The following is a 21,743-nucleotide window of genomic DNA, read 5'->3' as shown; positions in this document are numbered from 1 at the left end:
GCACATGGAACCGAGCAACAAGATCCTGTTGGAAAGCGGCACCAACGAACTGGAAATAGTGGAATTCAGAATAGACGAACTCGACGGCAAAGGGAACGTGGTCCCTTGCTACTTCGGCGTCAACGTCGCCAAGGTGCGCGAGATCATCAGGCTCCCAAACACGCGCAAGGTGGTGAACGCGAACCCGTCGGTAAGCGGCATGATCAAGCTGAGAGACCAGGTGATCACGCTGATAGACCTCTCCCGCGCGCTGAACAAGAACTGCGAAGGGATCGTGGCGGACCGCGTCATCGTCCTTGAATTCAACAGGATCATCGTGGGGATCCAGGTCCACTCGGTCTCCCGCATCTACCGCATCTCCTGGGAGCACGTGGAGCCGCCGGTAAAGGCGATCCACGACGCCAACATCACCGGCGTGGTCAAGATGGAGGACCGCATCATCCTGATCCTCGACTTCGAAAAGATCATAGGGGAACTCTCCTCCACCATGGCGCTGGCCGCCCCAACGGACGACCTCATGCTCGCCCACTCGTCGATCAACCGCAACGAGAAAACCATCCTCGTCGCGGACGACTCCGCCTTCATACGCAAGACCATGTGCGGGACCCTGCGCGAAGCCGGCTACCAGGTGGTAGAGGCGGAAAACGGCGAGGAGGCCTGGGAGTACGTCTGCAGCGTGCGCCAGCAGTGCGCCGAAAGCGGCAAGGCGGTAACCGACAACCTGCACCTGGTCATCACAGACATCGAGATGCCCCGCATGGACGGGCTGCACCTCACCTCCCTGATCAGGAAGGAAGGGACGCTCGATAAGCTCCCGGTTGTGATCTTCTCCTCCCTCGCCAGCGATGACAACAAGCTTAAGTGGCGCGACCTCGGGGCAAGCGGCATCCTCACCAAACCCGACCTCCCCCACCTGGTCGAGAAGGCGGACAACCTTGTCCTTTGAGGGGAGCCCCGAGCTGTCGGTCGTCGTGCCGGTGTACAACGAGGAGGGGAACCTGCTCCCCTTCTTGGGCGCGATGGCGAGGCAGCGCGAGCTGCACCTGGAGGTGATCATCTCCGACGGGGGGTCCAGCGACGGCGGCATCGGGGTTGCCCGCGCCTTCGCCAAGGACGCCCCCTTTGCGGTGACAGTAATCGAGGGGACCAAGGGAAGGGGAGCACAGTTGAATCTAGGGGCGGACGCGGCGCGTGCTCCCCTTTTGCTCTTTCTCCATGTGGATTCGAGGTTCGACGACCCTCTGGCGCTGAGAAAAGCCGTGGACGCGCTCGTAAAAGCACGCCGGGAAGGACAAAGGGTCGCCGGCCGCTTCTCGCTCCGCTTCGATTTCGAGGGGGCCGTCCCGCTCCCCTACCGCTTCTACGGCGCCAAGGCGACCTTGGACCGCCCCGGATGCACCCACGGCGACCAGGGGTTCATGATGGGGAGCGACTTCTTCAACGAGCTCGGCACCTTCCAGAGCGCGCTCCCACTCATGGAAGACACCTTCCTCGCCGAGAGGGTGAGGGAAAAGGGGAGCTGGATCCTCTTTCCCGCCCGCATCGCCACCTCGCCCCGCCGCTTCCTCACGGAGGGGCTCCTCCCCCGGCAGAGCCTGAACGCCATCCTGACGAACCTGGCCACCCTCGGGCACCTATCGCTGATCGAATCCCTGCGGCAAAGCTATCGCAGCCAGGACGCGGCGAAGCGTCTGGAGCTGCGCCCCATGCTGCGCCCCCTCAAGCTGAAGATGGCGCAACTGCCGCGCCGGGAACGGTGGCGGCTTTGGTACCGGACCGGGAGCTACGTGAGGAGCAACGCCTGGCAGATCGCGTTTTTTCTGGACGTGGTGACGGGGGGGGCGGGGGAAGGGAAGGGGGGAAGTTTTCTCTCGCTGCACGACCGCCTTTTGGGGCGGCTCATCGACAACAGGGCCGGCAACTGCGCCGCGGCCCTTTTCACCTGGTTCTGGTTTCAGGCAACCTTGCGTCTTTGCCGCTAGGATGCCGACGGCTCTTCCGGCCTGAGCGAGGCGAGGTACGATTTCAGCGCCGCACTCTCCTCTTCGCCCAACTCCAGGAACTCCATCCCGAAGCCGGCCGGCAGCGAACTGTGCACGCGTTTTCCCTCCTCGTTCAGCCAGGCCGCCCACCCTTTTAGTTCCAGCAGTACCGGACGCTCCCCCTCCAGGTAGAGCGCAAGGCGCAGCCTCTGGTGCAAGAGCAGCCGCTCCCGGGTTGACACGAAGACGCCGCCGTCGCCTATGTCGAGGACAAGCCCGGCGGCGGGGGTCTTGCCCACCAGGAACAGAGCCGGCAAACGGCAGGGGAGACGCTGCTCGCGCCGGTCCACGGCGTTGGTGTACTTGCGGGCCAGGTCCAGGAACAAGCGGCGGTCTACCGGCTTGGTCAGGAAGTTGTCGCAGCCGGCCTCCTTGGCCCGCTCGCGGTCTTCCTCCTTCCCCGCCGTCGTCAACATCACCACCGGGATGCCGCAAAGAAACGGGTCGGCCTTGAGTTCGGTACAGCAGGCGATGCCGTCCATGACCGGCATATGCATATCCATGAAGATCAAATCGGGGGGATCCTTCCGTATCAGCTCCAGCGCCTCCGCACCGTTGCCGGCGGTTACCACGTCCACATGCGACAACTTGAGGAAACTCTTTTCCAGCTCCAGTATCAGCCGGGTGTCGTCCACCAGCATTATCTTGGGATAAGCCATGCCAAGTCCCCCTGTGATGCATGTCTGCAGCTAAAAGTCCAACTTGAAACCGCGCTGAAGAGCCGCCTGCAAGCCAAGCCGCCGGGAACGCCGAGCCCCGGCAGGCGGCAAATGCCACATTAATCCGATATTGCCGTTACTTTGTCAACGAAGGAATTTGCCCGCCGGCGGCGCCTCAGACCACCAGGCGGACCAACTCCGGGAGCGTCCTGATGTGCAACGGGGTGCAGCAGAAATAGTCGCCGTCCAGTTGCACCGCCTTGTCGCCGGAGAGCTCCAGTTCCGTCGCGGCGAACGAGGTCACGCAGCGGGGGGGCGCACCCCTGCCGGATAGCAGCATGAGGCCGAGCTTCAGGTAGGCGAGCCGCCCCCCCTCGATGCAGAGCACCTGGAAACCCGGGGAGAAGAGGTCCGCCTCGGGGGCGAGGACGAAGTTGCCGCCGTACTTGGCGGCGTTGCAGACGATCACGCCGTGGCAGGAGAGGCTCCGCCCGCCGCCTGTGACCCGGAGTTCCGACCGGTCCCAAGAAAGGAGCACCCTGAGCGCCGAGAGGAGGTAGGCCCCTTTTCCTATGACCCGCTTCTCGGAAAGGCGCACCCCGCGCACCACCGCACTGTCCATCCCGGCGCCTGCCATCAAGAGGAAGCGCCTCTTCTCCCCGTCCCGCTCGATCTCGCCCACGGAGATGGGTCGGGTCGTTCCTCGGGCCAGGCGATCCAGGGCGTCGACGACGGAAGAGATGCCCAACTCCTGCGCCAGGACGTTGGCGGTCCCCAAGGGGACCACCCCGAGGGTCGCCCTCCCTGGGACCATGCCGTTCAGGACGCCGTTCACCGTACCGTCGCCGCCGGCGACTACGACCAGCGGATCGGAGTGTTCGGCGCAAAGGCGCGCGGCGAAGAGGGCCGGGTCGGCGGCGCTACCCGTCGGCATCAGCTCGGGGGCGAGCCCCCTTTCCCTGAGGCCCGCCATGATCCGGTCCACGGTTTTCTGGGAATAGCTTCCCGAGGTGGGGTTCACGATGAGAAAGCAGCGTCTGGTCAAGCGGGACTCCTCTCCGGATAGAATAAAAACTGGCAGCTCAGCGTCTTCCCAGCTCTCCTTCCCCCGGAGGGGGGAGGCCGGGAGGGGGGAAGGACAGGCGCCCCCTCCCTAACCCTCCCCCTCCGGGGGCGGGGGCTCTTGGAGCACTTTCCTTCTGGTTCCCAAGGTGGACCTTGGGAACCAGATCAATAAAAAAGGGCCGCGGCGTGCGGCCCTCGCGGGAAGGTACCAAATCACCCTCCCCTTTTCAAGTACTCTTACCCGATTCAATCCTTCAACGGACCTGGCTCGGGAAGGGGAAGAGCCCCCTCTTCCTTCGCCTGCTCCTTGTCCTGCTGCGCCAGCCGCCGCATGTTGTCGAACATCTTCTTCAGCCGCTGCTGCACCAGGAAGTTGACGCTCCCCTCGGGGTAGCTCCCATCCTCGCCCATCTTCCCCGCCTCCATGCCGGTCAGGATCTCGATCCCCTGGTCCACTTCCTGAACGCTCCAGATGTGGAACATCCCCTCCTGGACCGCCTGCACCACCTCGTCGCTCAGCATCAGGTTGTGCTCGTTGATCTTGGGAATGAGCACCCCCTGCTCGCCGGTGAGCCCCTTGGCCTTGCAGACGTTGTAGAACCCCTCGATCTTGTAGTTCACCCCGCCGATGGGCTGGATCTGGCCGTGCTGGTTGACGCTCCCGGTCACCGCTATCCCCTGCCGGATGGGAAGCCCCGATATCGCGGAGAGAAGGCCGTAGAGTTCGGCGCTGGAGGCGCTGTCCCCCTCGACCCCCTCGTAGGACTGCTCGAAGCAGATGTGGGCGGAGAAGGAGAGCGGCTGGTCCTGGGCGAACTTGCCCGCGAGGTAGCCGGTCAGGATCAGCACCCCCTTGTCGTGGATCGGACCGGAAAGCTTGACCTCGCGCTCGATGTTGACCATGCCGGCCCGCCCCTGGGAGACGCGTATGGTGAGGCGGGAGGGGCGGCCGAAGGCGTAGTCCCCGAGGGTCATCACGGAGAGTCCGTTGATCTGGCCCACCACGCTCCCCTTGGTGTCGCACAGGATCACCCCCTGGGCCAGGTACTCCTGGATCCGCTCCTCGATCCGGTTGGAGCGGAAGGTCTTCTCATGCACCGCCCGCTTCACCCAGCCGCGATCCACCACCTCGGCCCCCTCGCGCTTGGCCCAGTAACTCGCCTCGCGGATCAGGTCGGAGAGTTCGGTGAACTGCGAGGAAAGCCGCTCCTGGTCCTCCACCAGGCGCGAGGCGTGCTCCAGAAGGGCGGCGACGCCGGTAGCGTCGAAGGGGAGCAGCCCCTCCTTGCAGCAGTGCGCCGCCACGAAAAGGGCGTAGTCGTGCATCACCTCTGGGGTACGGTTGATCCGGTTGTCGAAGTCCGCCTTCACCTTGAAGAACTTCCGGTAGTCGGGCTCCATGTGGAAGAGGAGGTAGTAGATCCAGAGCGAGCCGATCATGATGATCTTGGCGTTAAGCGGTATCGGTTCGGGCTTGAGCGAGACCACGGTCATGAAGCGGTACTGCTCCAGGACGTCCTCGATCTTGATCTCCATGTTCCTGATGCAGCGCTTCAAGGACTCCCAGGCGAACGGGTTGATCAGCACCTCGCGCGCGTCCACGATGAGGTAGCCGCCGTTGGCGCGGTGCAGGGCGCCCGGCTTTATCAGGGTGAAGTTGGTGCTGGCCATCCCTCCCATCTGCATGATGTTCTCGATCCGCCCGAAGAGGTTGGTGTAGGTGGGGTTGGATTCGAACACCATCGGCGCGCCGTTTTCCGGGTTGTTCTCCACCAGGACGTTCACCTCGTAGCGCTCGAAGGTCGGCTCCTGCTTGGGAAGCTTCAACCCAGGGATCTGGGGAGGGGCCGCCTGCGGCTTGAAGTCCTCCAGGTTCAAAAGGAGATCCTCCTGGACGTCGTCCAGGTACTTCTGGACCTTCTGGAAGCCGACGTACTTTTCCTTGAGGGGGTCAAGGTGGTGCCCGACGGCGGATAGCCCCAGTTCGCGGTCCAGCTGCGACAGGGCGTCGCGCAGCAATTTCTCGTTCTCGCGCACCTGCCTGAGGCAGTCGTTGAGCCTTTCGGTGAGGGCGCGCCCGACGGAGTCCAGTTGCTCACGCTCGTCCTTCTCCAGCGCCTCGTATTCCTCCTGGGTGAAGTTGCGCCCCTCCTTCTGTGGGACGATCACCAGGCCGGAGACGGTACGCTGCAGCGCGAAGCCGCGGTCCGACGCCTCCTTTTCCAGCGCGGAGAAGATCTCGCCGTTTTTCTCCTGGAACTGCTCGATCAGGGTGACCCGGTTGGTCTCGTACTCCTTGCTCTCCAGGGCCGTCGGGATGTCGGAGCGCATGTAATCCAGGAGTTCCCGCATGTCGGCGGCAAGCTCCTTCCCCATGCCGGCGGGAAGGGCCAAGGCCAAGGGGGCGTCGGGGGAGTGGAAGTTGTGGACATAGCACCAGTCGCTGGGGGGGGAGGTGTCCTTGACGTACTTCTGCAGCATCTGCCGGATGGTGGAGGTCCTTCCGGTCCCGGCGTCCCCGGCGAGGTAGATGTTGAACCCGTTGTTGGGCATGCCCAGGCCGAAGTCGATCGCAGCCGTGGCGCGGTGCTGGGTGACGCTCCCCTCCAGCCCGGCGATTTCTTCGGTGGTCTTGAAATTGAAGAGGGCGGGATCGCACACCCAGCGAAGCTTCTCTACAGGTACGCGGCAGTCGGTTTCGGACATGAGGAGCCTCCTCGCCCACCTTTCGTTGGGCTATCGTGGCAGGTGCAGGTTCAAAAGCGGTTGGAAACGGATGGCGACCATTTCTTTCAAGTCGTCGACTAAAAGCTCCTCCCCCAGTTCCAGGCTCAGGGAGGTGATGCTGCAGTCGGGCATGCCGCAGGGGTTGATCCTGGAGAAGGGGGCTGTGTCGGGGGAGACGTTGAGCGCGAAGCCGTGCATGGAGACCCAGCGCCTAACCCCTACCCCTATCGAGGCGAGCTTGCCGTTTTCGGTCCAGACGCCGGTGCGCCCGGGGACGGTGTGGCAGGCAACCCCGAGGCCGGCGCAAAGCTCGACCAGGAAGCGCTCCAGGAAACGAAGGTAGCGGTGCAGGTCGCGCCCGCGCCGGGACAGGTCGAGGATCGGGTAGCAGACCAGCTGGCCCGGGCCGTGGTAGGTGACGTCCCCGCCGCGGTTCACCCGGAGCGGCTCCAATTCCGGATCGAGGACGTTGTCCCGGTTCCCCCCCGCGCCGATGGTGTAGACGGGGAGGTGCTCAAGCAGCAAGAGGGCCTCCTCGCCCCCCTGTTGCACCTCCGCCACCAGTTGTTCCTGTATTCTGAGCGCCTCGGCGTAGCCGATGACGCCGACGTCCTTGAATATCATATGATTCACCGAAACCTGAAATCAGGCGTGTATCGCCCTCTTGTCCACGTCCAGCGCCGCCTCCTTCATCGCCTCGGAGAGGGTCGGGTGGGCATGCATGATGAGGGCGATGTCCTCGCTGCTGCCGCCGAAGCTCATCACGGTGACCGCTTCGGCGATCATGTCGGAGGCGCGCGGGCCGAAGATGTGCACCCCTAGAAGCCGCGTCCCTTCCGCGTCGGAGAGCACCTTGACGAAACCTTCGGTCTCGTCCATGCACTTGGCGCGCCCGTTGCCCATGAAGTTGTACTTGCCGCTTTTATAGGGGATACCTTCTTCTTTGAGGGCATCCTCGGTTTTCCCTACCGACGCCGCCTCGGGCCAGGTGTAGCAGACGCCGGGGACGCAGCCGTAATCGACCAGGCTCGGCTCCCCGCGCATCCTCTCGACGCAGACCGCCCCTTCCTCCATGGCCTTGTGCGCCAGCATCGGCCCCGCTATCAGGTCTCCGATGGCGTAGATTCCGGGGACGCTGGTCTGGTACTCTTCGTTCACCTGGACCCGCCCTTTTTCCAGGGCGACGCCCAGCTCTTCCAGCCCCAGCCCCTCCGTCAGCGGCCTGCGCCCCACCGCCACCAGCACCTTGTCGCAGCTTATTTCCTGCACCTCTCCCTCGACCTCCACCCGCGCCAGCAAAGCCCCTTCGCGCTTTTCGACACCGGCAACCTTGCCACCCAGCAAAAAGCGCATCCCCTGCTTCTTGAGCGAACGCAAAAGCGCCTCCGCCACCTGCCCGTCGCTACCGGCGATGAGCCTGGGGAGCATCTCCACCACGGTGACCTGGGCGCCGAGCCTGAGCCAGACCGAACCGAGCTCAAGGCCGATGTACCCGCCACCGACGACGAGGAGGTGTTCCGGGACCTTGCCGAAACTCAAGGCCTCGCGGGCGCTCACAACGGCTTCGCCGTCGAAAGGAAGGGAGGGAAGCTCTACCGCGTCGCTGCCGGTGGCGAGAAGCACCTTCTTGGCAAGGATCTGCTCCCCCCCCTGCGCTCCCTGCACCTCTACCTTGTGCACCCCGCCCGCCTCGCTGCCGGCAAGCCTTGCCGTACCGTTCACGCTCCTGATCTTGTTTTTCTTGAAGAGGTAGGCTACGCCGTCGGTGAGCTTCTTCACCACGTCGTCCTTTCTGGCCATCATCTGCCCGAGGTTCAGGGTCGGGGGCGCCACCTCGATGCCGTGCGCGGAGAAGCGATGCCCGGCCAGATGAAAGAGCTCACTGGAATCGAGGAGCGCCTTACTGGGGATGCACCCCTCGTTGAGGCAGACGCCACCGAGTGCCCCCCGCTTCTCCACCACTGCCACCGTCATTCCCAGCTGCGCTGCGCGTATGGCGGCGACGTAGCCGCCGGGCCCCGCCCCGATAACCACCAGATCGAAAATTTCTTCTGCCATCTCGCCTCCCTACTACTCCCCCTGCCACGCGGGCAGCGGTGTGCGTTGTAGCTACCCTTCGAGCAGCAACTCCTCCGGCTCCTCGATGTACTCCTTGACCAGCTTCAAAAACCCCACCGCCCCCTGCCCGTCCACGATGCGGTGATCGTAGGAGAGCGCCAGGTACATCATGGGGCGGACCACGATCTCGCCGTCGACAACCACGGCGCGCGGCTGTATCGCGTGCATCCCCAGCACCCCGCTTTGCGGCGGGTTGAGGATGGGAGTGGAGAGCATGGAACCGTAGACCCCGCCGTTGGAGATGGTGAAGGTCCCCCCCTCCAGGTCGGCGATGGCGATGCGGTTTTGGCGCACCTTCTCGGCGTACTGAGCGATCTGCTGCTCGATCCCCGCCAGGGTCAGCGACTCGGCACCTCTCAAGACCGGCACCACCAGCCCCCTCTCGCTCCCGACGGCGATGCCGATGTCGCAGAAGTTGTGGTAGACGATGTCGTCGCCGTCGATCTGCGCGTTCACCTCGGGATACTGGGCCAGCGCCTCGCAGCAGGCGCGGACGAAAAAGGACATGAACCCCAGCTTCACGCCGTGGCGCTTCAGGAAATGTTCGCCGTACTTCTGGCGCAGCAGCATCACCTGGCTCATGTCCGCCTCGTTGAAGGTGGTGAGCATGGCGGTCTGCTGCCGCACCGAGACCAGCCGCTCCGCAATGCGCTTTCTGATCTGCGTCATCGGCTTGCGGACCACGCGTTCCCCTTCTTCGGCAGTGGCGGGACGGGACGGGGAAACGGGTGTCGGCTCAGGTTTTGCGACCGGCGCAGGCTGTGCCGCAAGGGAGGGTTCGGCCTCGGCGGGAGCGTGCTCCGCCCCCTCGGCCTTCAAAAGGTCTTCCCTGGTCACGCGCCCTCCGCGCCCGGTCCCCTTGACATCCTGGGGCTCCACGCCCAGCTCGCGCGCCAGCTTGCGCCCCGAGGGGGAGATGGGAGGCGCCATACCCTTCGGGGTCGCTTTGGCCGGGGCGGTCCCGGCTGCCGGGGCGCCGGAAGGCGGGGGCTCAGGAGGGGCGGCACTCCCCGAGGGGGGCGCGGCCTCTGCGCCGCGGGCGTCTATGGTCGCTATCACCGCGCCGATCTTCACCGTCTCCCCCTCGGCCGCCAGCGTGGTCAGCACGCCGTCCGCCTCCGAGGTCACCTCCAGGGTCACCTTGTCCGTTTCAATTTCGCAAAGCGGCTCATCCTTGGCCACAACCTCGCCCGACTTCTTGAGCCACCTGGCGATGACCGCCTCATAGACCGACTCGCCCACCGCGGGAACCTTGATATCCATTTTCCGACTCCTAAACCGGCCAAAGGTGCAGGTTCACGGCTTTGACCTTCACCGGGACCGGTGCTTCTTGATTACTGAGTTAAGCGCTAGGCAAAAGCGTCAAGCATAATTTGTTGCGGTGCATTACCACGGAGGGAGACGCTATGTGATCTGCAGGCACTCAACGCTGCAGCGCGTCCTCTATGATGCGCTCCTGCTCCACCCGATCCAACCGGTGCGAGCCGGAGGCCGGCGCCGCTGCTTCCGGCCGCCCGACGTAACGGGGCACCACCCCGAGTATCTCGCAAAGAGGCTCGTGCAGGAATCGCCACCCTCCCATGTTGCGAGGCTCCTCCTGCACCCAGCTGTAACGGACGCCGGAGGGATAGCGCTGCAACTCCTTCCGCAGCAGGTCCATCGGCAGGGGGTAGAGCTGCTCGATACGCACCAGCGCGCGTCCCTGCACCTGGTCCTTGCTGATCCGCCCCAGAAGGTCGTAGTAGATCTTGCCGCTGCAAAGAAGCACCTCTTGCACCTCTCCACCCGCCGAGGGCTCCGCGATCACCTCTTTGAAGCCTCCGGAGGAAAGCTCCTCCAGCTTGGAAACGCAGTCGGGGTGCCGTAGCAGGCTCTTGGGGGTGAAAAGGATGAGCGGCTTGCGGAAAGGCTGCAGCATCTGCCGCCTGAGCACGTGGAAGAGCTGCGCGGGCGTGGTGGGGGAGACAACCTGAATGTTCCCCGCCGCAGCCAGTTCGAGGAAGCGCTCGATGCGGGCGCTGGAATGCTCGGCCCCCTGCCCTTCGTAGCCGTGCGGGAGCATCAGCACGAGACCGCTGGAGCGCTCCCACTTGGCCTCGCCGCTTGCGATGAACTGGTCGATGATAACCTGGGCGCCGTTGGCGAAGTCGCCGTACTGCGCCTCCCAGATGGTGAGGGCCTCGGGGGCCTCAATGGAATAGCCGTACTCGAATCCCAGGACAGAGAACTCGGCCAGCATGCTGTCGTAGACGCAGAAGAGCGTCCCTTTGGCGACGGCTCCCGACAAGGGGAGATGGGAGCGGCCGTTTCGCTGGTCGAAGAGGACGGCGTGGCGGTGGCTGAAGGTGCCGCGCCTGACGTCCTGCCCCGAAAGGCGGACCGGGACTCCCTGCGCCAGCAGGGTGGCGAAGGCCAGCGCCTCCACGTTCCCCCAGTCGAGCGGTCCGCCCTTCAATACCGCGTCGCGCCGCTTCTGCAGGATGCCCGTCACCTTGGGGTGCGGCTGGAAGCCGTCGGGGATGAGGTTGAGCTTTTCCGAGAGCTCCATGAGCGAATCCGCCGCCACCGCGGTGGAGACGGGCGCCTTTTCGGTTCCGGGCTTCATGCCGCTCCAGCGTGCCAGGAAGGCGCTCTCGACCGGCTCCGCGCTTTTCCCCCCCGCCTGCGCCAGGCGCTGCACCACCTCGTTCCCGACCTCCTTCAACTCCTCCTCGGCGAATCCCTCCCCCAAAAGCTCCATCTCATAGAGTGAGTGCAGCGGGGGGCGCAGCTTGATCTGCTCGTACATGAGCGGCTGGGTGAAGTAGGGCTCGTCCCCCTCGTTGTGGCCGTGCCTGCGGTAGCAGATGACCTCGACCACCACGTCCTTTCGGTAGCGGTCCCGGTACTCGAGCGCCAGTTGCGCGATGTGCACCACCGCCTCGGCGTCGTCGCCGTAGACGTGGAAGACCGGCGCCCGCACCATCTTGGCCACGTCGGTGGCGTAGTGGCTGGACCGGGCGTCGGCGGCCGAGGTGGTGAAACCAATCTGGTTGTTGAGGACGACGTGCAGCGTGCCGCCGGTCCTGTAGCCGGCAAGTTGCGAGAGGTTCAAGGTCTCCGCCACCACCCCTTGCCCCGCGAAAGCCGCGTCCCCGTGGATCAATAGCGGCAGCACCCTCGCCTCAGCTCCCTCCCCCATCCTGTCCTGGCGGGCCCGGCATTTCCCCTGCACCACCGGGTCGATCGCCTCAAGGTGGCTCGGGTTGGAAGTGAGGGTTAAGTGGATGGCGCGCTCTCCGGCCAAGATGAGATCGACGGAATAGCCCTTGTGGTACTTGACGTCCCCCTCGCCGACGACGCCATATTCCCTGTTGTCGCCGAATTCGGCGAAGAGGTTCTCGTAAGGCATGCCGAAGACGTTGGCCAAAACGTTGAGGCGGCCGCGGTGCGGCATTCCGAAGACGACGTCGGTGACGCCGAGCTCGGCGGCTTTCACTACGGCGGCGTCCAAAAGCGGGATCAGGGCGTCCCCCCCTTCCAGCGAGAAGCGGGTCTGTCCCGGGAACTTCTTGTGCAGTTCGCGTTCGAAAAGCGCCGCCTCCTTGAGCTTCTTCAAGAGCCTGAGCCGCCTTTCGGCGTCGAAGCGTCCCCGGTTCGCCACGGGCTCCATGCGGTCGATGAGCCACTGCCGCTCTTCGGGGTTTTGCAGGTGCATGAATTCAACGCCGATGGAGCCGCAGTAGGTGCTGCGCATCACCTGCAGGATCTCCTTCAGGGTGGCGCTCTGCTTCATGAAACGCTTGGTATGGAAGGTCTTATCGAGGTCGGACGGCTCCAGGCCGAAGGCGTCCAGGGAGAGGAGCGGGTGTTCTATCTGGCAGGGAGAAAGCGGGTCGGTGCAGGCGAGCAGGTGCCCGATGTCGCGGTAGCGGTAGATGAGGGATTGGACCCCCGAGTGCTTCAAAGCCTCCTTCAGCCCAAGAGTGGCGGCCTCTTGGGGCGGTTGATTGACTCCCAGTTCGAAGCCGTTGAAGAAGGCGCGCCATGCCTCGGAAAGCTGCTCCGGATCCTTCTTCCATACCTCGTACTGGTTCTCGATCCAAAGCGGACTCAGGTTGTCCAATATCCCCATCTTTAGCTCCCCGTTATCATGAATTGACAGAGTGTAGCAGACGAAGATTTCGTTTCAAGCCAAAGGCTAGCTTGAGCGCTTCCTCGCGTAGCGCAACACCAGCACCTTTTCCATGGTGATGAGCCCGCCGTCCATCATCTCCTCCACTGTCGGAAGCACCGCCTCTATGCGCTCCCTCTGGTCCACCACTTCCAGCACTATCGGGAGGTCGGTGGAAAGGCGCAGCAGCCGGTCCGTGTGGTACATGCTGTGCGCGCCGAAACCTGCTATCCCGCGCAGCACCGTGGCGCCGGCAAGCCCTTCCTTGCGGAACAGCTCTACCAGGGCCTCGTACAGGGGTATGTGCTTATACTTGTCCCTTTCTCCAATGAAGATCCTGAGCAGCACTCGCTCGCCGAGCATCGTGTTTCTGTCTTCTTCCAGCGTCATGTTCCTGCTGTCCATGCAATCTCCTATTTAATATAAATGCAGGTTGAAGCGGTTGCCGGTTCCCTGCCGGATGGCCTAAAGCGCACGCGCCACCATGATCCCGACCCAGGTGCAGGTAAGGCAGGCGACGACGCTGACCAGGACGTTAACGAAAGCGATCAGCAGCGCGCCGTCTTCCAAAAGCCTGAAGGTCTCGAAACTGAAGGTGGAAAAGGTGGTGAGTCCCCCGAGAAACCCTATGGTGACGGCAAAGCGCAGGGTGGGGGGAATGGCGGCGCTCCTCACGGAAAACTCCATGATGAGCCCGATCAGGAAAGCCCCGATCAGGTTAACGGCAAGGGTTCCATAGGGAAAGGAGGTGCCGAAAATCTGGTAGACAAAGCCGGAAAGGAAATAACGGCAGAGACAGCCGAGGGCGCCTAAAAGCGCTATGTAGACCAACTGCTCCATGTGGGAGACCGCCCTGGATTGGTGATGTCTGAAGCTCCATCCGAGGCTCGCGCCGAAGATGTCGGAGGAGGATTCGGGCTGAAGGTAGCTCGTGGCCCAAAGCAGCAGAGAAAGGAGGGATGTCTCCATCACCTCCCCTTGGCTATTCTGCGGGCGCTTCTTCTTTTTTCTTGCGGGGAGCCCGCGGCTTCTTGGGCTTCTCCTCGACCGGCGCGGCCGGCGCCTGCCCGGTGCCCTCCGGGGCCTCTTTCTTGCGCGAGGCACGGGGTGCGCGAGCCTTGGCAGGCGCTTTATCCTGAGCCGGTACGGGGGGCGGTTCAGGCGCTGCGGTGGCAGCTTCCTGCTCCTTTTTCGCCTTGGGAGCCTTGGCGCTCTTACCCTTGGTGCTCTTGCCCTTGGCCTTGGCGGGAGCCTCCGCTCCTTCGGTCACCGCGGCGGGGGCTTTCTTTCCGGCCGGCGCGGCCTTTGCCTCGCCGGCTTCCGGGACGGGGAGCGCTTCAGCGCCCTTGGCTGCTTTAGCTCCCCTCGGTTTCCTTTTGCCCTTCGCAGGCTCGGCGGGGGCCGCGGCTCCGGCGGGTGCTTCAGGTGCCCCACCGGGCGCCGCTGCGACCACAGCCGCCGCGCCCTGCTCTGCGGAGGCTTCTTTTGCCTTCCTGCCGCCGCGCGGACGCTTCGGCTTCGCGGCGGGTTCCGCCGACTCGATGACCTCTGCCGGAACGGTTATCGCCTCAACCTGAGCCGCGCCCGCCGAAACAGCAGGCTCCTCGGCACGCGCCTTACCCCTTTTGCGCCCCTTCTTCGCTGCTGCGCCAGGTTCGGCGGAAACGACGGAGGCTGTTATCACCGGGGTCACTTCCTGCACCGGGATGGCACCCGCTGCCGCGAAAGCTTCCAACTGCGGCGGGAACTCGGCGCCGGGCTCATGCAACTGCGCCTCGTGCCCCCCCTTGCCGCGCCGCCTTTTGCGCCGGCGCTTCTTCTTCACTTCCTCGCCCGTCTCGTGCTGGAGCTGCTCGCCCTCGGCGGCAGCCGCCTGCTCCGTGACCGGTCCCGGCGCGGGAAGGGTCCCAGCCTCTGCGGCCGGCAGCTCCACTTCTGCTTCGGCCGATTGCGGCGCAGCGGCCTCGGCACCCGCTTCGGCTGCGCCTCCCTTGCCCCGCTTGCGCTTGCGGCGGCGCTTTTTCTTGTGCTCGTCGGGTTCGCCCTCGACGGTCACCACCAGCTCGGCGCCGGTCGGCTCCTCCACAACGGCAACCGGCAGCGCCTCGGCGTGAGCTGCGGCCTCCGGCTCCTGGGCCTTTTTCCCCTTCTTCTTTTTCTTGCGCCCTTCGGCTGCGGGCTCCTGGGCCGCGTCTTCCTTGGGCAGCGGACGCCCATGGGCCGGCTTCTCCAGCGGCAGCTCGTCTGCGGCCTTCTCACGCTTGATCAGTTCCAGATCCATCTGGTTCAGGAGGTACGACGGTTTACCTTTGACCGTCACCTCGATGTCGTAGTCGTTCTCGATCTGGGAAAGTTCATGGCGTTTGCGGTTCAAGAGGTAGTAGGCCACCTCCAGCGGCAGGCCACCCACCACCTCGCCGATGGTCCCCTTGGCCGCGGCGGCGTGCACCTTCCTAAGAAACGAGAGCGCCATCGCCTCGACCGATTTCACCTTCCCCCTGCCGTCGCAGTGCGGACATTCCAGGGTGGAGGCCTGGTTCAGGGTCTGGCGGATGCGCTGGCGCGACATCTCCAAAAGGCCGAATTCCGAGATGCGCGAGACGTTCACCCGCGCCTTGTCGGCCTTGAGCGCTGTCTTCAGCGTTTTTTCCACCTCGGCGTTGTGCTTGCGGTCGCGCATGTCGATGAAGTCGATGACGATGAGCCCGCCCAGGTCGCGCAGCCGCAGTTGCCGCGCGGCTTCCTCGGCCGCTTCCAGGTTGGTCTTGAACGCGGTATCCTCGACCCCCTTCTCGCCGGTGGACTTGCCCGAGTTGACGTCGATCGAGACCAGCGCCTCGGTCGGTTCGATGAAGATGGACCCGCCCGACTTCAGGGGGACCTTCTTCTCGTAAATCAGGTCGATCTGCTCCTCCAACTGATAGCGCGAGAAGATGGGGCGCTTCTCCTGGTGCATCTTGACCAGCTTTTCGAAGGCCGGGTCGATCTCCTTCAAGCAGTCGCGGACATCGTTGTAGACGTCCTTGCTGTCCACCAGAACCTCGTCGATGTCGGCGGAGAAGTAGTCCCGGATGGTCCTGATGATGAGCGCGGACTCCTGGTAGATCATCCCCGCTCCCTTCATGGCCAGACCTTTCGAGCGTATCCCCTGGTAGGTCGCAATCAGGTTGTCGAGGTCCTTCTGGAGCTCTTCGCGGGTCCTTCCCATCGCCTCGGTCCGGATGATGTAGCCGTACCCCTCGGGAATGGTCATCTCGGCGATGATTTCCTTGAGCTTCTTGCGCTCTCCTTCCCCCTCGACCTTCCTGGAGATGCCGGCCGAATCGCTCCCCGGCATCAGCACCATGTAGCGCCCAGGCAAAGAGACGTAGGTGGTGAGCGCGGAGCCCTTGTTGTCCCGCTCCCCCTTCTCCACCTGGACGATCAGCTCCTGCCCCCTGCGCAGCACTTCCTGGATGCGCGGGCGGCGGTGCCTCTGGTCCTCGGGGATGTCGTCGCGCCACTTCCAGTTCTCCGGATGCAGTTCGCCCATCTGCAGGAAGCCGAGCTTCTTCAGCCCGATGTCTACGAAGGCGGCCTGCAGACCCTGCTCCACGCGGACCACGACCCCCTTGTAGATGTTGCCGCGAATCTGCTCGTTGCCGGCGATTTCTACATCCAGATCCACCAGGCGGCCGTCCTCGACGATCGCCACTCGCGCTTCCTCTGGGTGGAGCGCATTAATCAGCATTTTTTTTGACATAAATCCTTATTTCCCTTTCCTTTAGGGGCTGCGTTGCCTGGTCGCAACTGACCGCCGGCACGCCTCGCGCCTAGTATTGTTCCCGCCGGACATCCCGGCTTGAGACTTTCTTTATATCCATCCCCCCAGCATTAGGGGGCTGTCAAGATTAATGAAAACCGAGTGATTATAACAGAGAATGTGTTTGTCGCACACAAAAAAGCGCAATCTCCTCGCGGCATTGTGGTTCCGAGGCGTCAGCGGCTTTTCCCATGAGGATCCCTCAGCATCCTTCTAACCAAAATTCCGCGCGAAACGACTTCAGGTAATTAGCTGTTTATGACCTTTCTTTTTTGTGCTAATGCATTGGTAAAAATCTTCCCTGAGAGGGCATGCCATGCCGGGCGTCAAGATCGATACCTCAGCGCTGAACCCGATCTATCTGGAGATGGGAGCGGCCGTGCAGGATTGCCAGCGCATAGAGCTTTACATCTCCTTCATCGTCACCCTCCTTACCGACCTAAGCGACGGCAGCCTCTCCGACCACGAATTCCGCGGGTACATGGAGAACCTGGGGAGCCAGACCTTGGGGCGCCTCATGGAGGAGATCAAGCAGAGGGTCGGGTTCACCGACGAAGCGGTACTGGCGCTGCGCAAGGCCCAGAGGGCGCGCAACTTCCTGATCCACCGCTTCTACAACGAGCGCTCGGACCTCCTGCTGAGCCATGAGGGGCGGGAAAAAGCGCTTAAGGAGATCCAGGAGAAGCGGTCGGCGGTAAACATCGCCAACGGCATGCTGGACCCGGTCATGAACGACCTGATCAGGCTGAAGGGAATCGACCTGGAGCAGTTCAGGTCCGAGGTTGAGCAGAGATTCGAAAGCTCATAGATAAGGAGCACATATGCTGCGGGATACGCAATCGCTTGGGGCTGTCGCCCACGTCATCCAACTTTCGGTCGCCCCGGTCTTTCTCCTCACGGCGGTCGGCACCATGCTGAGCGTGATGACCAGCCGGCTGGCGCGCATCATAGACCGCGCCCGCTACCACGAGGGGAAGCTGGAGACTGCCTCCGCGGACACGGTCCCGGAGCTGCACGCGTACCTGCGCGTGCTGTCGCGACGGGCCGACCTGATCGGTCACGCCATCTTTCTTTGCACCGCTACCGCTGTGCTGGTTTGCACCGTTATCGCCATGCTTTTTCTGGGGGACTACCTCCGTTACGACATCTCGCTTCCCGTCGCCATCCTCTTCATCCTGGCCATGATGCTGATGGTTGTGGGGCTGATCAATTTCCTGCGCGAGATCTTCATCGCCAAGGGAAGCCTCAAGATAGGACCTAACTAAGGCGGCAACTCCGGAGGTATCCATGTCAGGAGCACTGAAGCTAGCAGGGGGGATTCCCGTCTTCGACAGTCACTTCCACATCGTGGATCGCCGCTTCCCCCTGGTGCCGAACCAGGGGTATCTCCCCGACGACTTCGCCTGCGGGGACTATCTCGCGCGCACCGGCGACATGGCCCTTTGCGGCGGCGCCGTCGTTTCCGGATCCTTCCAGGCCATGGACCAGGTCTACCTGCTGGACGCGCTCGCCACCCTTGGGCCGGCCTTCGTCGGCGTCACACAGCTGCCGTCGACGGTGAGCGACGCCGAACTGGCGAAGCTGGACGCGGCCGGGGTGCGGGCGGTCCGTTTCAACATCAAGCGGGGGGGATCGGAGGGGATCGAGCACCTGGAGCAGATGGCGCGCAGGGTCTACCAGTTGCTGCGCTGGCACGTAGAGCTTTATATCGATTCGAGAGAGCTGGGCGGATTGGAGCAGACACTGCTCACACTGCCGGCGGTGAGCATCGACCATCTGGGGTTGTCAAAAGAGGGGTTCAAGACGCTGTTGAAGCTGGCCGAGCGCGGGGTGCGGGTCAAGGCGACCGGCTTTGGGCGGGTGGACTTCGACGTGAAGCAGGCTCTGAGGGATATAGCCTCGGCAAACCCCGAGGCGCTCATGTTCGGTACCGATCTTCCCTCGACCCGGGCGCCGCGCCCCTACCGGGACGAGGACCTGCTCCTGGTGCTGGATACGCTGGGGGAGGAATTGGCAAGAAAGGCGCTTTACCAAAATGCCCTGTCGTTCTACCGGCCGGCGAAGAACGGCTCTGCGGCCTTTGTTTCGGGTTAGGTTCAGGCCCCAGCCAGACGCTGGCAGGCCTCCTGCAGCAACTCCAGGCGCTTGCTGTTGGTGATCGCCAGGAAGGATTTCTCGTAGGTCTCGTCCGCGAACTGCACCACGTTCTGCCTCATGAGGTGGTCCAACTGGGTCTCCAGCTCCATCCCAATCTGCAGCGCCTCTCTCAAAGTGGGAGGATTTTCCTTAAGCTCCGTCAGCAAACCGCGGATGTGCTGCAGAGTCTCTTCCGCCTGAGCCAGTTCCAACACCACCGAGGCGATGATGTTGTCGTGCCGCAGCTTGGCCATCAAAGCGAAGAGCCGGGCTCGGTTCTCCTCCTCCAGCGCCGTCCTTAGCCAGAGGTAAAAGATCTCCCGGTCGTCCTTGTAAAGATCCGCGAAGTAGTGGTACAGCTCGGCACAGGCGAATTCGGCTTTCTCGCACACGCCCAAGACCTCGACCATGCCTGCATCAATACTGAAAGGCATTTTTTCTCTCCTGTGACATTCCATCAAATGACTGCATCGCATTGCATAACATCCTGCGCCGTCCGCACAGAAGTCGCGCCCGCACCGGCAGAGGTAGAGCCCGGGCGGTAATCAGGCTGCTTTTCGTGTCCGTGATCGGGAGGCTGTCCCTACTCCCCGGACAAGTGCAGGTAACAGTCAGCGCGGTAAAGGGAAGCGTCAGCCGCATAGCCGGAGCGGGGAAACTTTTTCAGGAAGCCGGAAAAGAGCTCCAGCGCCCTCTGGTAATTCCGGTCCAGGTACGCTTTGCGAGCCTGATGGAAGCTCTCAGTTTCTCCGGCCTGGGCAGGGTTGGTGACATGGAGGGGGTGTCCGGCTGCAGCTTTCGCGCGATGCGTGGTGCGGTGCGCGGCACGATGCGAGGCTCGGCGGGAGGCAGGCGCCGGTACAGACGTAGACTTGCCGGGGCGCACCGGCACCAGCAGCTTGTCGCCCGGGTGAATCAGGTCAGGGTTCTTGATGGTATTGAAGACGAGGACCTGGGGGAACCAGCCGGCAACGCCGATGTGTTTTTTGGAGATGTTCTTTAGCGTGTCGCCACGCTTGACCGTCACCGTCGTGACCAGCACCCCGTCCTTCGGATCGGCCGGGGCCTGTTCCCCTGCGGCGGGCTTGGGGGCATAGAGAAGCATCTCCTCGCCGCGGCAAGGAAGGGCCCCTGCGACGGACAGCACCAGCAGGGAGGTGACGATCAGTAGGTTGCGACGTGCCATCTTAGTACCTGTTTCCGATGGGATCCTGGTAGTTCAGCAGGTTCTTGAGCTGCATGTTGGTTCCGACGGCTATGCCCGGTTTGACGCGATAGGTAACCTTGATGTTGCGCTTCTCGCCGGCGCCCAGCTCGTCGAAGCGCCAGGTATAGACGCCGTTATCGGCCCGGGCAAAGCCTGGATCGGCCGCCACCAGCTCCAACTGGGCCGGAAGGAAGCTTTGCAGGGTCACCTGCTTGGCCAGGTTGGTACCGCGATTGATGCAGTTCAGTTCCAGCGAGGAGACCTCGCCCGGCTTGAGCCTTCCACCCTTCGCAGCCATGGTGAGTTCGAGGATGGGGCGGGAATAAGTCAGCTGCAGATTGACGGAGGCGAACCTGTCGGTGGCGTTCTCCGGCTGGAACTGGACAGACGCCGCGGCAACGGCACCGTCAGCTGCGGTAGTCGGGGTGGAGATTTCCAGCACGATGTAGGCCTCTTCCTTGGGAGAAAGCGGCCCGACGTGGTTGATGATCGGCTCGTCGGCCTGCCGCTTCCCGTCGCGGTTGACGTCGTCAAAGAAGGTGTAGCTGGCGTTCGCCGGCACCGTCGACTTGATCAGGTACAGGTCGCGGGCGTTTCCGGTGTTGGTCACGATCAACGGAATCGCCACCGTCTGGCCGGGGATGACCACCAGCTTGCCGGCGGTGCTCCTCGCGGCGACAGAGCTGACCTTCTGCACCACGCTGGTTGCCGATACGAACGACTCCTTCTTGTCGAGGTCGTTGTTGACGACGTCGGCCCGGACGAAGAGTTCCTGGTCGGCGAGCGCCTCGTCCTTCAACTGGAAGGTGACGTTGAAGTCCTGGCTCTCGCCCGACTTGAGCTGCATCCCATCGAGCACCAGGGCAGCCTTCGCCTCCTGTCGGAACCCGGTGGGGAGGAAGCTGACCGGCTCGTACTGCGGCGGATAGTTGAGCCTCATGGTGACCCCACGCGCGGCGGCGGTGCCGATGTTCAGCAATGAGATCCGGTAGGAGATCTTCTCGCCCGGGAGCAGTTTCGCCTTGTCGCTCTTCACCACGGCACGCAGCAGCGGTGCGGAAGCAACCAGCGTGATTTCCCTGGACAGGGACACCTCGCGAGCGAACGCGGAGCCGATCTTCACCGGGAAGCTGCTCTTTTGGCCGTCTATGGTGCCGCGCGGCATGATGCCTACAGCAACGGCGCGGAACTTCTCCCCTACCTCAAGAGGGGGAGTGGTGTTGATAGGGGTGTCGGGGGAAGTCGCGGCTGCAAAATGGAAAGCGTACTCGGAGGGGAAACCGGATTCCAGATAGAAGCTGTCACTGCCGTTGCCGTTGTTGACTATGTCCAGCGGAATGATGAATTTTTTGCCTGCTTCCTGGGTCTCAGCCGCCGGGCCGAATGCGACGTCGAGGTCGGCGTATTGAGCCACCTCCAGGTTGAAAACCTGCGAGACTTCGGCCTGGGGAGCGGCACTTGCAGCAGCTTTCTGGGCAGCGGGGTAGTCGATGCCCATCTGCTGCAGCTTGGCAGAGGCATTCGCGGCAGCAGTAGTTCCGGGGTAGCGGTCGATAACGTCTTTGTATGCTGCAATGGCTTTGGCGCGCATAGCGTTGGCCGTCTTCTGCTCGCGGGTTTCCCTTTTCTTACTCTGCTTTGTCTTCTGCCGCGCCGCCTTCTGGCTGGCGGCCTTCTCAGCAACGGCTCTATTTGCAGCGACCTTGTCGGCAGCGGCCTTCTCGGCAGCGGCTTTCTCTGCAGCGGCCTTCTCGGCAGCGGCCTTCTCGGCAGCGGCCTTCTCTGCAGCGGCCTTCTCTGCAGCGGCCTTCTCTGCAGCGGCCTTCTCTGCAGC

18 protein-coding genes are annotated in these 21,743 nt (G+C 63.3%); 5 read left to right on the top strand and 13 right to left on the bottom strand.

Annotation, left to right across the window (positions count from 1 at the left end; all coding sequences use genetic code 11):
* The first annotated feature begins 4 nt into the window (after window positions 1–4).
* Together K419_RS0120290 and K419_RS0120285 are read left to right on the top strand one after the other, a co-directional pair.
* Window positions 5–946 (top strand): chemotaxis protein CheV, encoded by a 942-nt coding sequence (locus tag K419_RS0120290; RefSeq protein ID WP_026843141.1) that lies wholly within the window; start codon window positions 5–7, stop codon window positions 944–946.
* Window positions 936–1,982, top strand: coding sequence for a TIGR04283 family arsenosugar biosynthesis glycosyltransferase (locus K419_RS0120285; RefSeq protein WP_026843140.1), 1,047 nt, complete (start codon window positions 936–938; stop codon window positions 1,980–1,982). Before K419_RS0120290 ends, K419_RS0120285 begins: the two co-directional genes overlap by 11 nt.
* Here K419_RS0120285 and K419_RS0120280 read toward each other — a convergent pair.
* The 10 genes from K419_RS0120280 to K419_RS0120235 all read right to left on the bottom strand — a co-directional run bounded on the left by K419_RS0120280 (window position 1,979) and on the right by K419_RS0120235 (window position 16,506).
* Window positions 1,979–2,701 (bottom strand): response regulator, encoded by a 723-nt coding sequence (locus tag K419_RS0120280; protein WP_026843139.1) that lies wholly within the window; start codon window positions 2,699–2,701, stop codon window positions 1,979–1,981. The genes K419_RS0120285 and K419_RS0120280 overlap by 4 nt on opposite strands.
* 175 nt (window positions 2,702–2,876) lie before the next feature.
* Window positions 2,877–3,746 (bottom strand): diacylglycerol/lipid kinase family protein, encoded by an 870-nt coding sequence (locus K419_RS0120275; protein WP_026843138.1) that lies wholly within the window; start codon window positions 3,744–3,746, stop codon window positions 2,877–2,879.
* A 266-nt stretch (window positions 3,747–4,012) separates the two neighbouring features.
* Window positions 4,013–6,472 carry a Lon protease family protein gene (locus K419_RS0120270; RefSeq protein ID WP_026843137.1) on the bottom strand — a complete coding sequence of 820 codons (2,460 nt, stop codon included), beginning with the start codon at window positions 6,470–6,472 and terminating at the stop codon, window positions 4,013–4,015.
* Window positions 6,473–6,502: 30 nt separating this feature from the next.
* Window positions 6,503–7,117 carry a lipoyl(octanoyl) transferase LipB gene (gene lipB / locus K419_RS0120265; protein WP_026843136.1) on the bottom strand — a complete coding sequence of 205 codons (615 nt, stop codon included), beginning with the start codon at window positions 7,115–7,117 and terminating at the stop codon, window positions 6,503–6,505.
* A gap of 21 nt (window positions 7,118–7,138) precedes the next feature.
* Window positions 7,139–8,551: a dihydrolipoyl dehydrogenase gene (gene lpdA, locus K419_RS0120260; protein ID WP_026843135.1), complete on the bottom strand. Its 1,413-nt coding sequence runs from the start codon at window positions 8,549–8,551 to the stop codon at window positions 7,139–7,141.
* Window positions 8,552–8,602: 51 nt separating this feature from the next.
* The gene (odhB, locus tag K419_RS0120255) at window positions 8,603–9,874 is read right to left on the bottom strand and encodes a 2-oxoglutarate dehydrogenase complex dihydrolipoyllysine-residue succinyltransferase (RefSeq protein WP_026843134.1); all 1,272 of its coding nucleotides are present in this window, start codon (window positions 9,872–9,874) and stop codon (window positions 8,603–8,605) included.
* 160 nt (window positions 9,875–10,034) lie between these two features.
* Window positions 10,035–12,725, bottom strand: coding sequence for a 2-oxoglutarate dehydrogenase E1 component (locus tag K419_RS0120250; RefSeq protein WP_026843133.1), 2,691 nt, complete (start codon window positions 12,723–12,725; stop codon window positions 10,035–10,037).
* A 66-nt stretch (window positions 12,726–12,791) separates the two neighbouring features.
* Window positions 12,792–13,169: a DUF190 domain-containing protein gene (locus K419_RS0120245; RefSeq protein ID WP_084154298.1), complete on the bottom strand. Its 378-nt coding sequence runs from the start codon at window positions 13,167–13,169 to the stop codon at window positions 12,792–12,794.
* A gap of 60 nt (window positions 13,170–13,229) precedes the next feature.
* Window positions 13,230–13,604: a fluoride efflux transporter CrcB gene (gene crcB, locus K419_RS0120240; RefSeq protein ID WP_026843131.1), complete on the bottom strand. Its 375-nt coding sequence runs from the start codon at window positions 13,602–13,604 to the stop codon at window positions 13,230–13,232.
* Window positions 13,605–13,746: 142 nt separating this feature from the next.
* Entirely contained in the window at window positions 13,747–16,506 is a 2,760-nt protein-coding gene (locus K419_RS0120235) for an Rne/Rng family ribonuclease (protein WP_026843130.1), read from the bottom strand.
* A 376-nt stretch (window positions 16,507–16,882) separates the two neighbouring features.
* Here K419_RS0120235 and K419_RS0120230 point away from each other — a divergent pair, with 376 nt between their 5' ends.
* The 3 genes from K419_RS0120230 to K419_RS0120220 are packed head-to-tail and all read left to right on the top strand — an operon-like array spanning window position 16,883 to window position 18,660.
* Window positions 16,883–17,374: a hypothetical protein gene (locus K419_RS0120230; RefSeq protein ID WP_026843129.1), complete on the top strand. Its 492-nt coding sequence runs from the start codon at window positions 16,883–16,885 to the stop codon at window positions 17,372–17,374.
* Between the two features lie 13 nt (window positions 17,375–17,387).
* Complete coding sequence (locus tag K419_RS0120225) at window positions 17,388–17,831, top strand: DUF2721 domain-containing protein (protein ID WP_012529132.1); 444 nt, start codon at window positions 17,388–17,390, stop codon at window positions 17,829–17,831.
* Window positions 17,832–17,853: 22 nt separating this feature from the next.
* Window positions 17,854–18,660, top strand: a complete 807-nt coding sequence (locus K419_RS0120220) for an amidohydrolase family protein (RefSeq protein ID WP_035497660.1) — start codon at window positions 17,854–17,856, stop codon at window positions 18,658–18,660.
* A 2-nt stretch (window positions 18,661–18,662) separates the two neighbouring features.
* Here K419_RS0120220 and K419_RS0120215 read toward each other — a convergent pair whose 3' ends face one another.
* The 3 genes from K419_RS0120215 to K419_RS22540 all read right to left on the bottom strand — a co-directional run.
* Window positions 18,663–19,136 carry a hypothetical protein gene (locus K419_RS0120215; protein ID WP_012529130.1) on the bottom strand — a complete coding sequence of 158 codons (474 nt, stop codon included), beginning with the start codon at window positions 19,134–19,136 and terminating at the stop codon, window positions 18,663–18,665.
* Window positions 19,137–19,285: 149 nt separating this feature from the next.
* A complete protein-coding gene (locus K419_RS0120210) occupies window positions 19,286–19,888 on the bottom strand; it encodes a LysM peptidoglycan-binding domain-containing protein (protein ID WP_026843127.1) in 603 nt (200 codons plus the stop codon).
* Window position 19,889: 1 nt separating this feature from the next.
* On the bottom strand, window positions 19,890–21,743 hold a 1,854-nt coding region (locus K419_RS22540; protein ID WP_035497657.1), incomplete at its 5' end, for a DUF11 domain-containing protein.

It is taken from the genome of Citrifermentans bremense R1 (genome assembly GCF_000426865.1).
Taxonomy (GTDB): Bacteria; Desulfobacterota; Desulfuromonadia; order Geobacterales; family Geobacteraceae; genus Geomonas; species Geomonas bremensis.
This window is presented reverse-complemented; position numbering and strand designations above follow the sequence as displayed.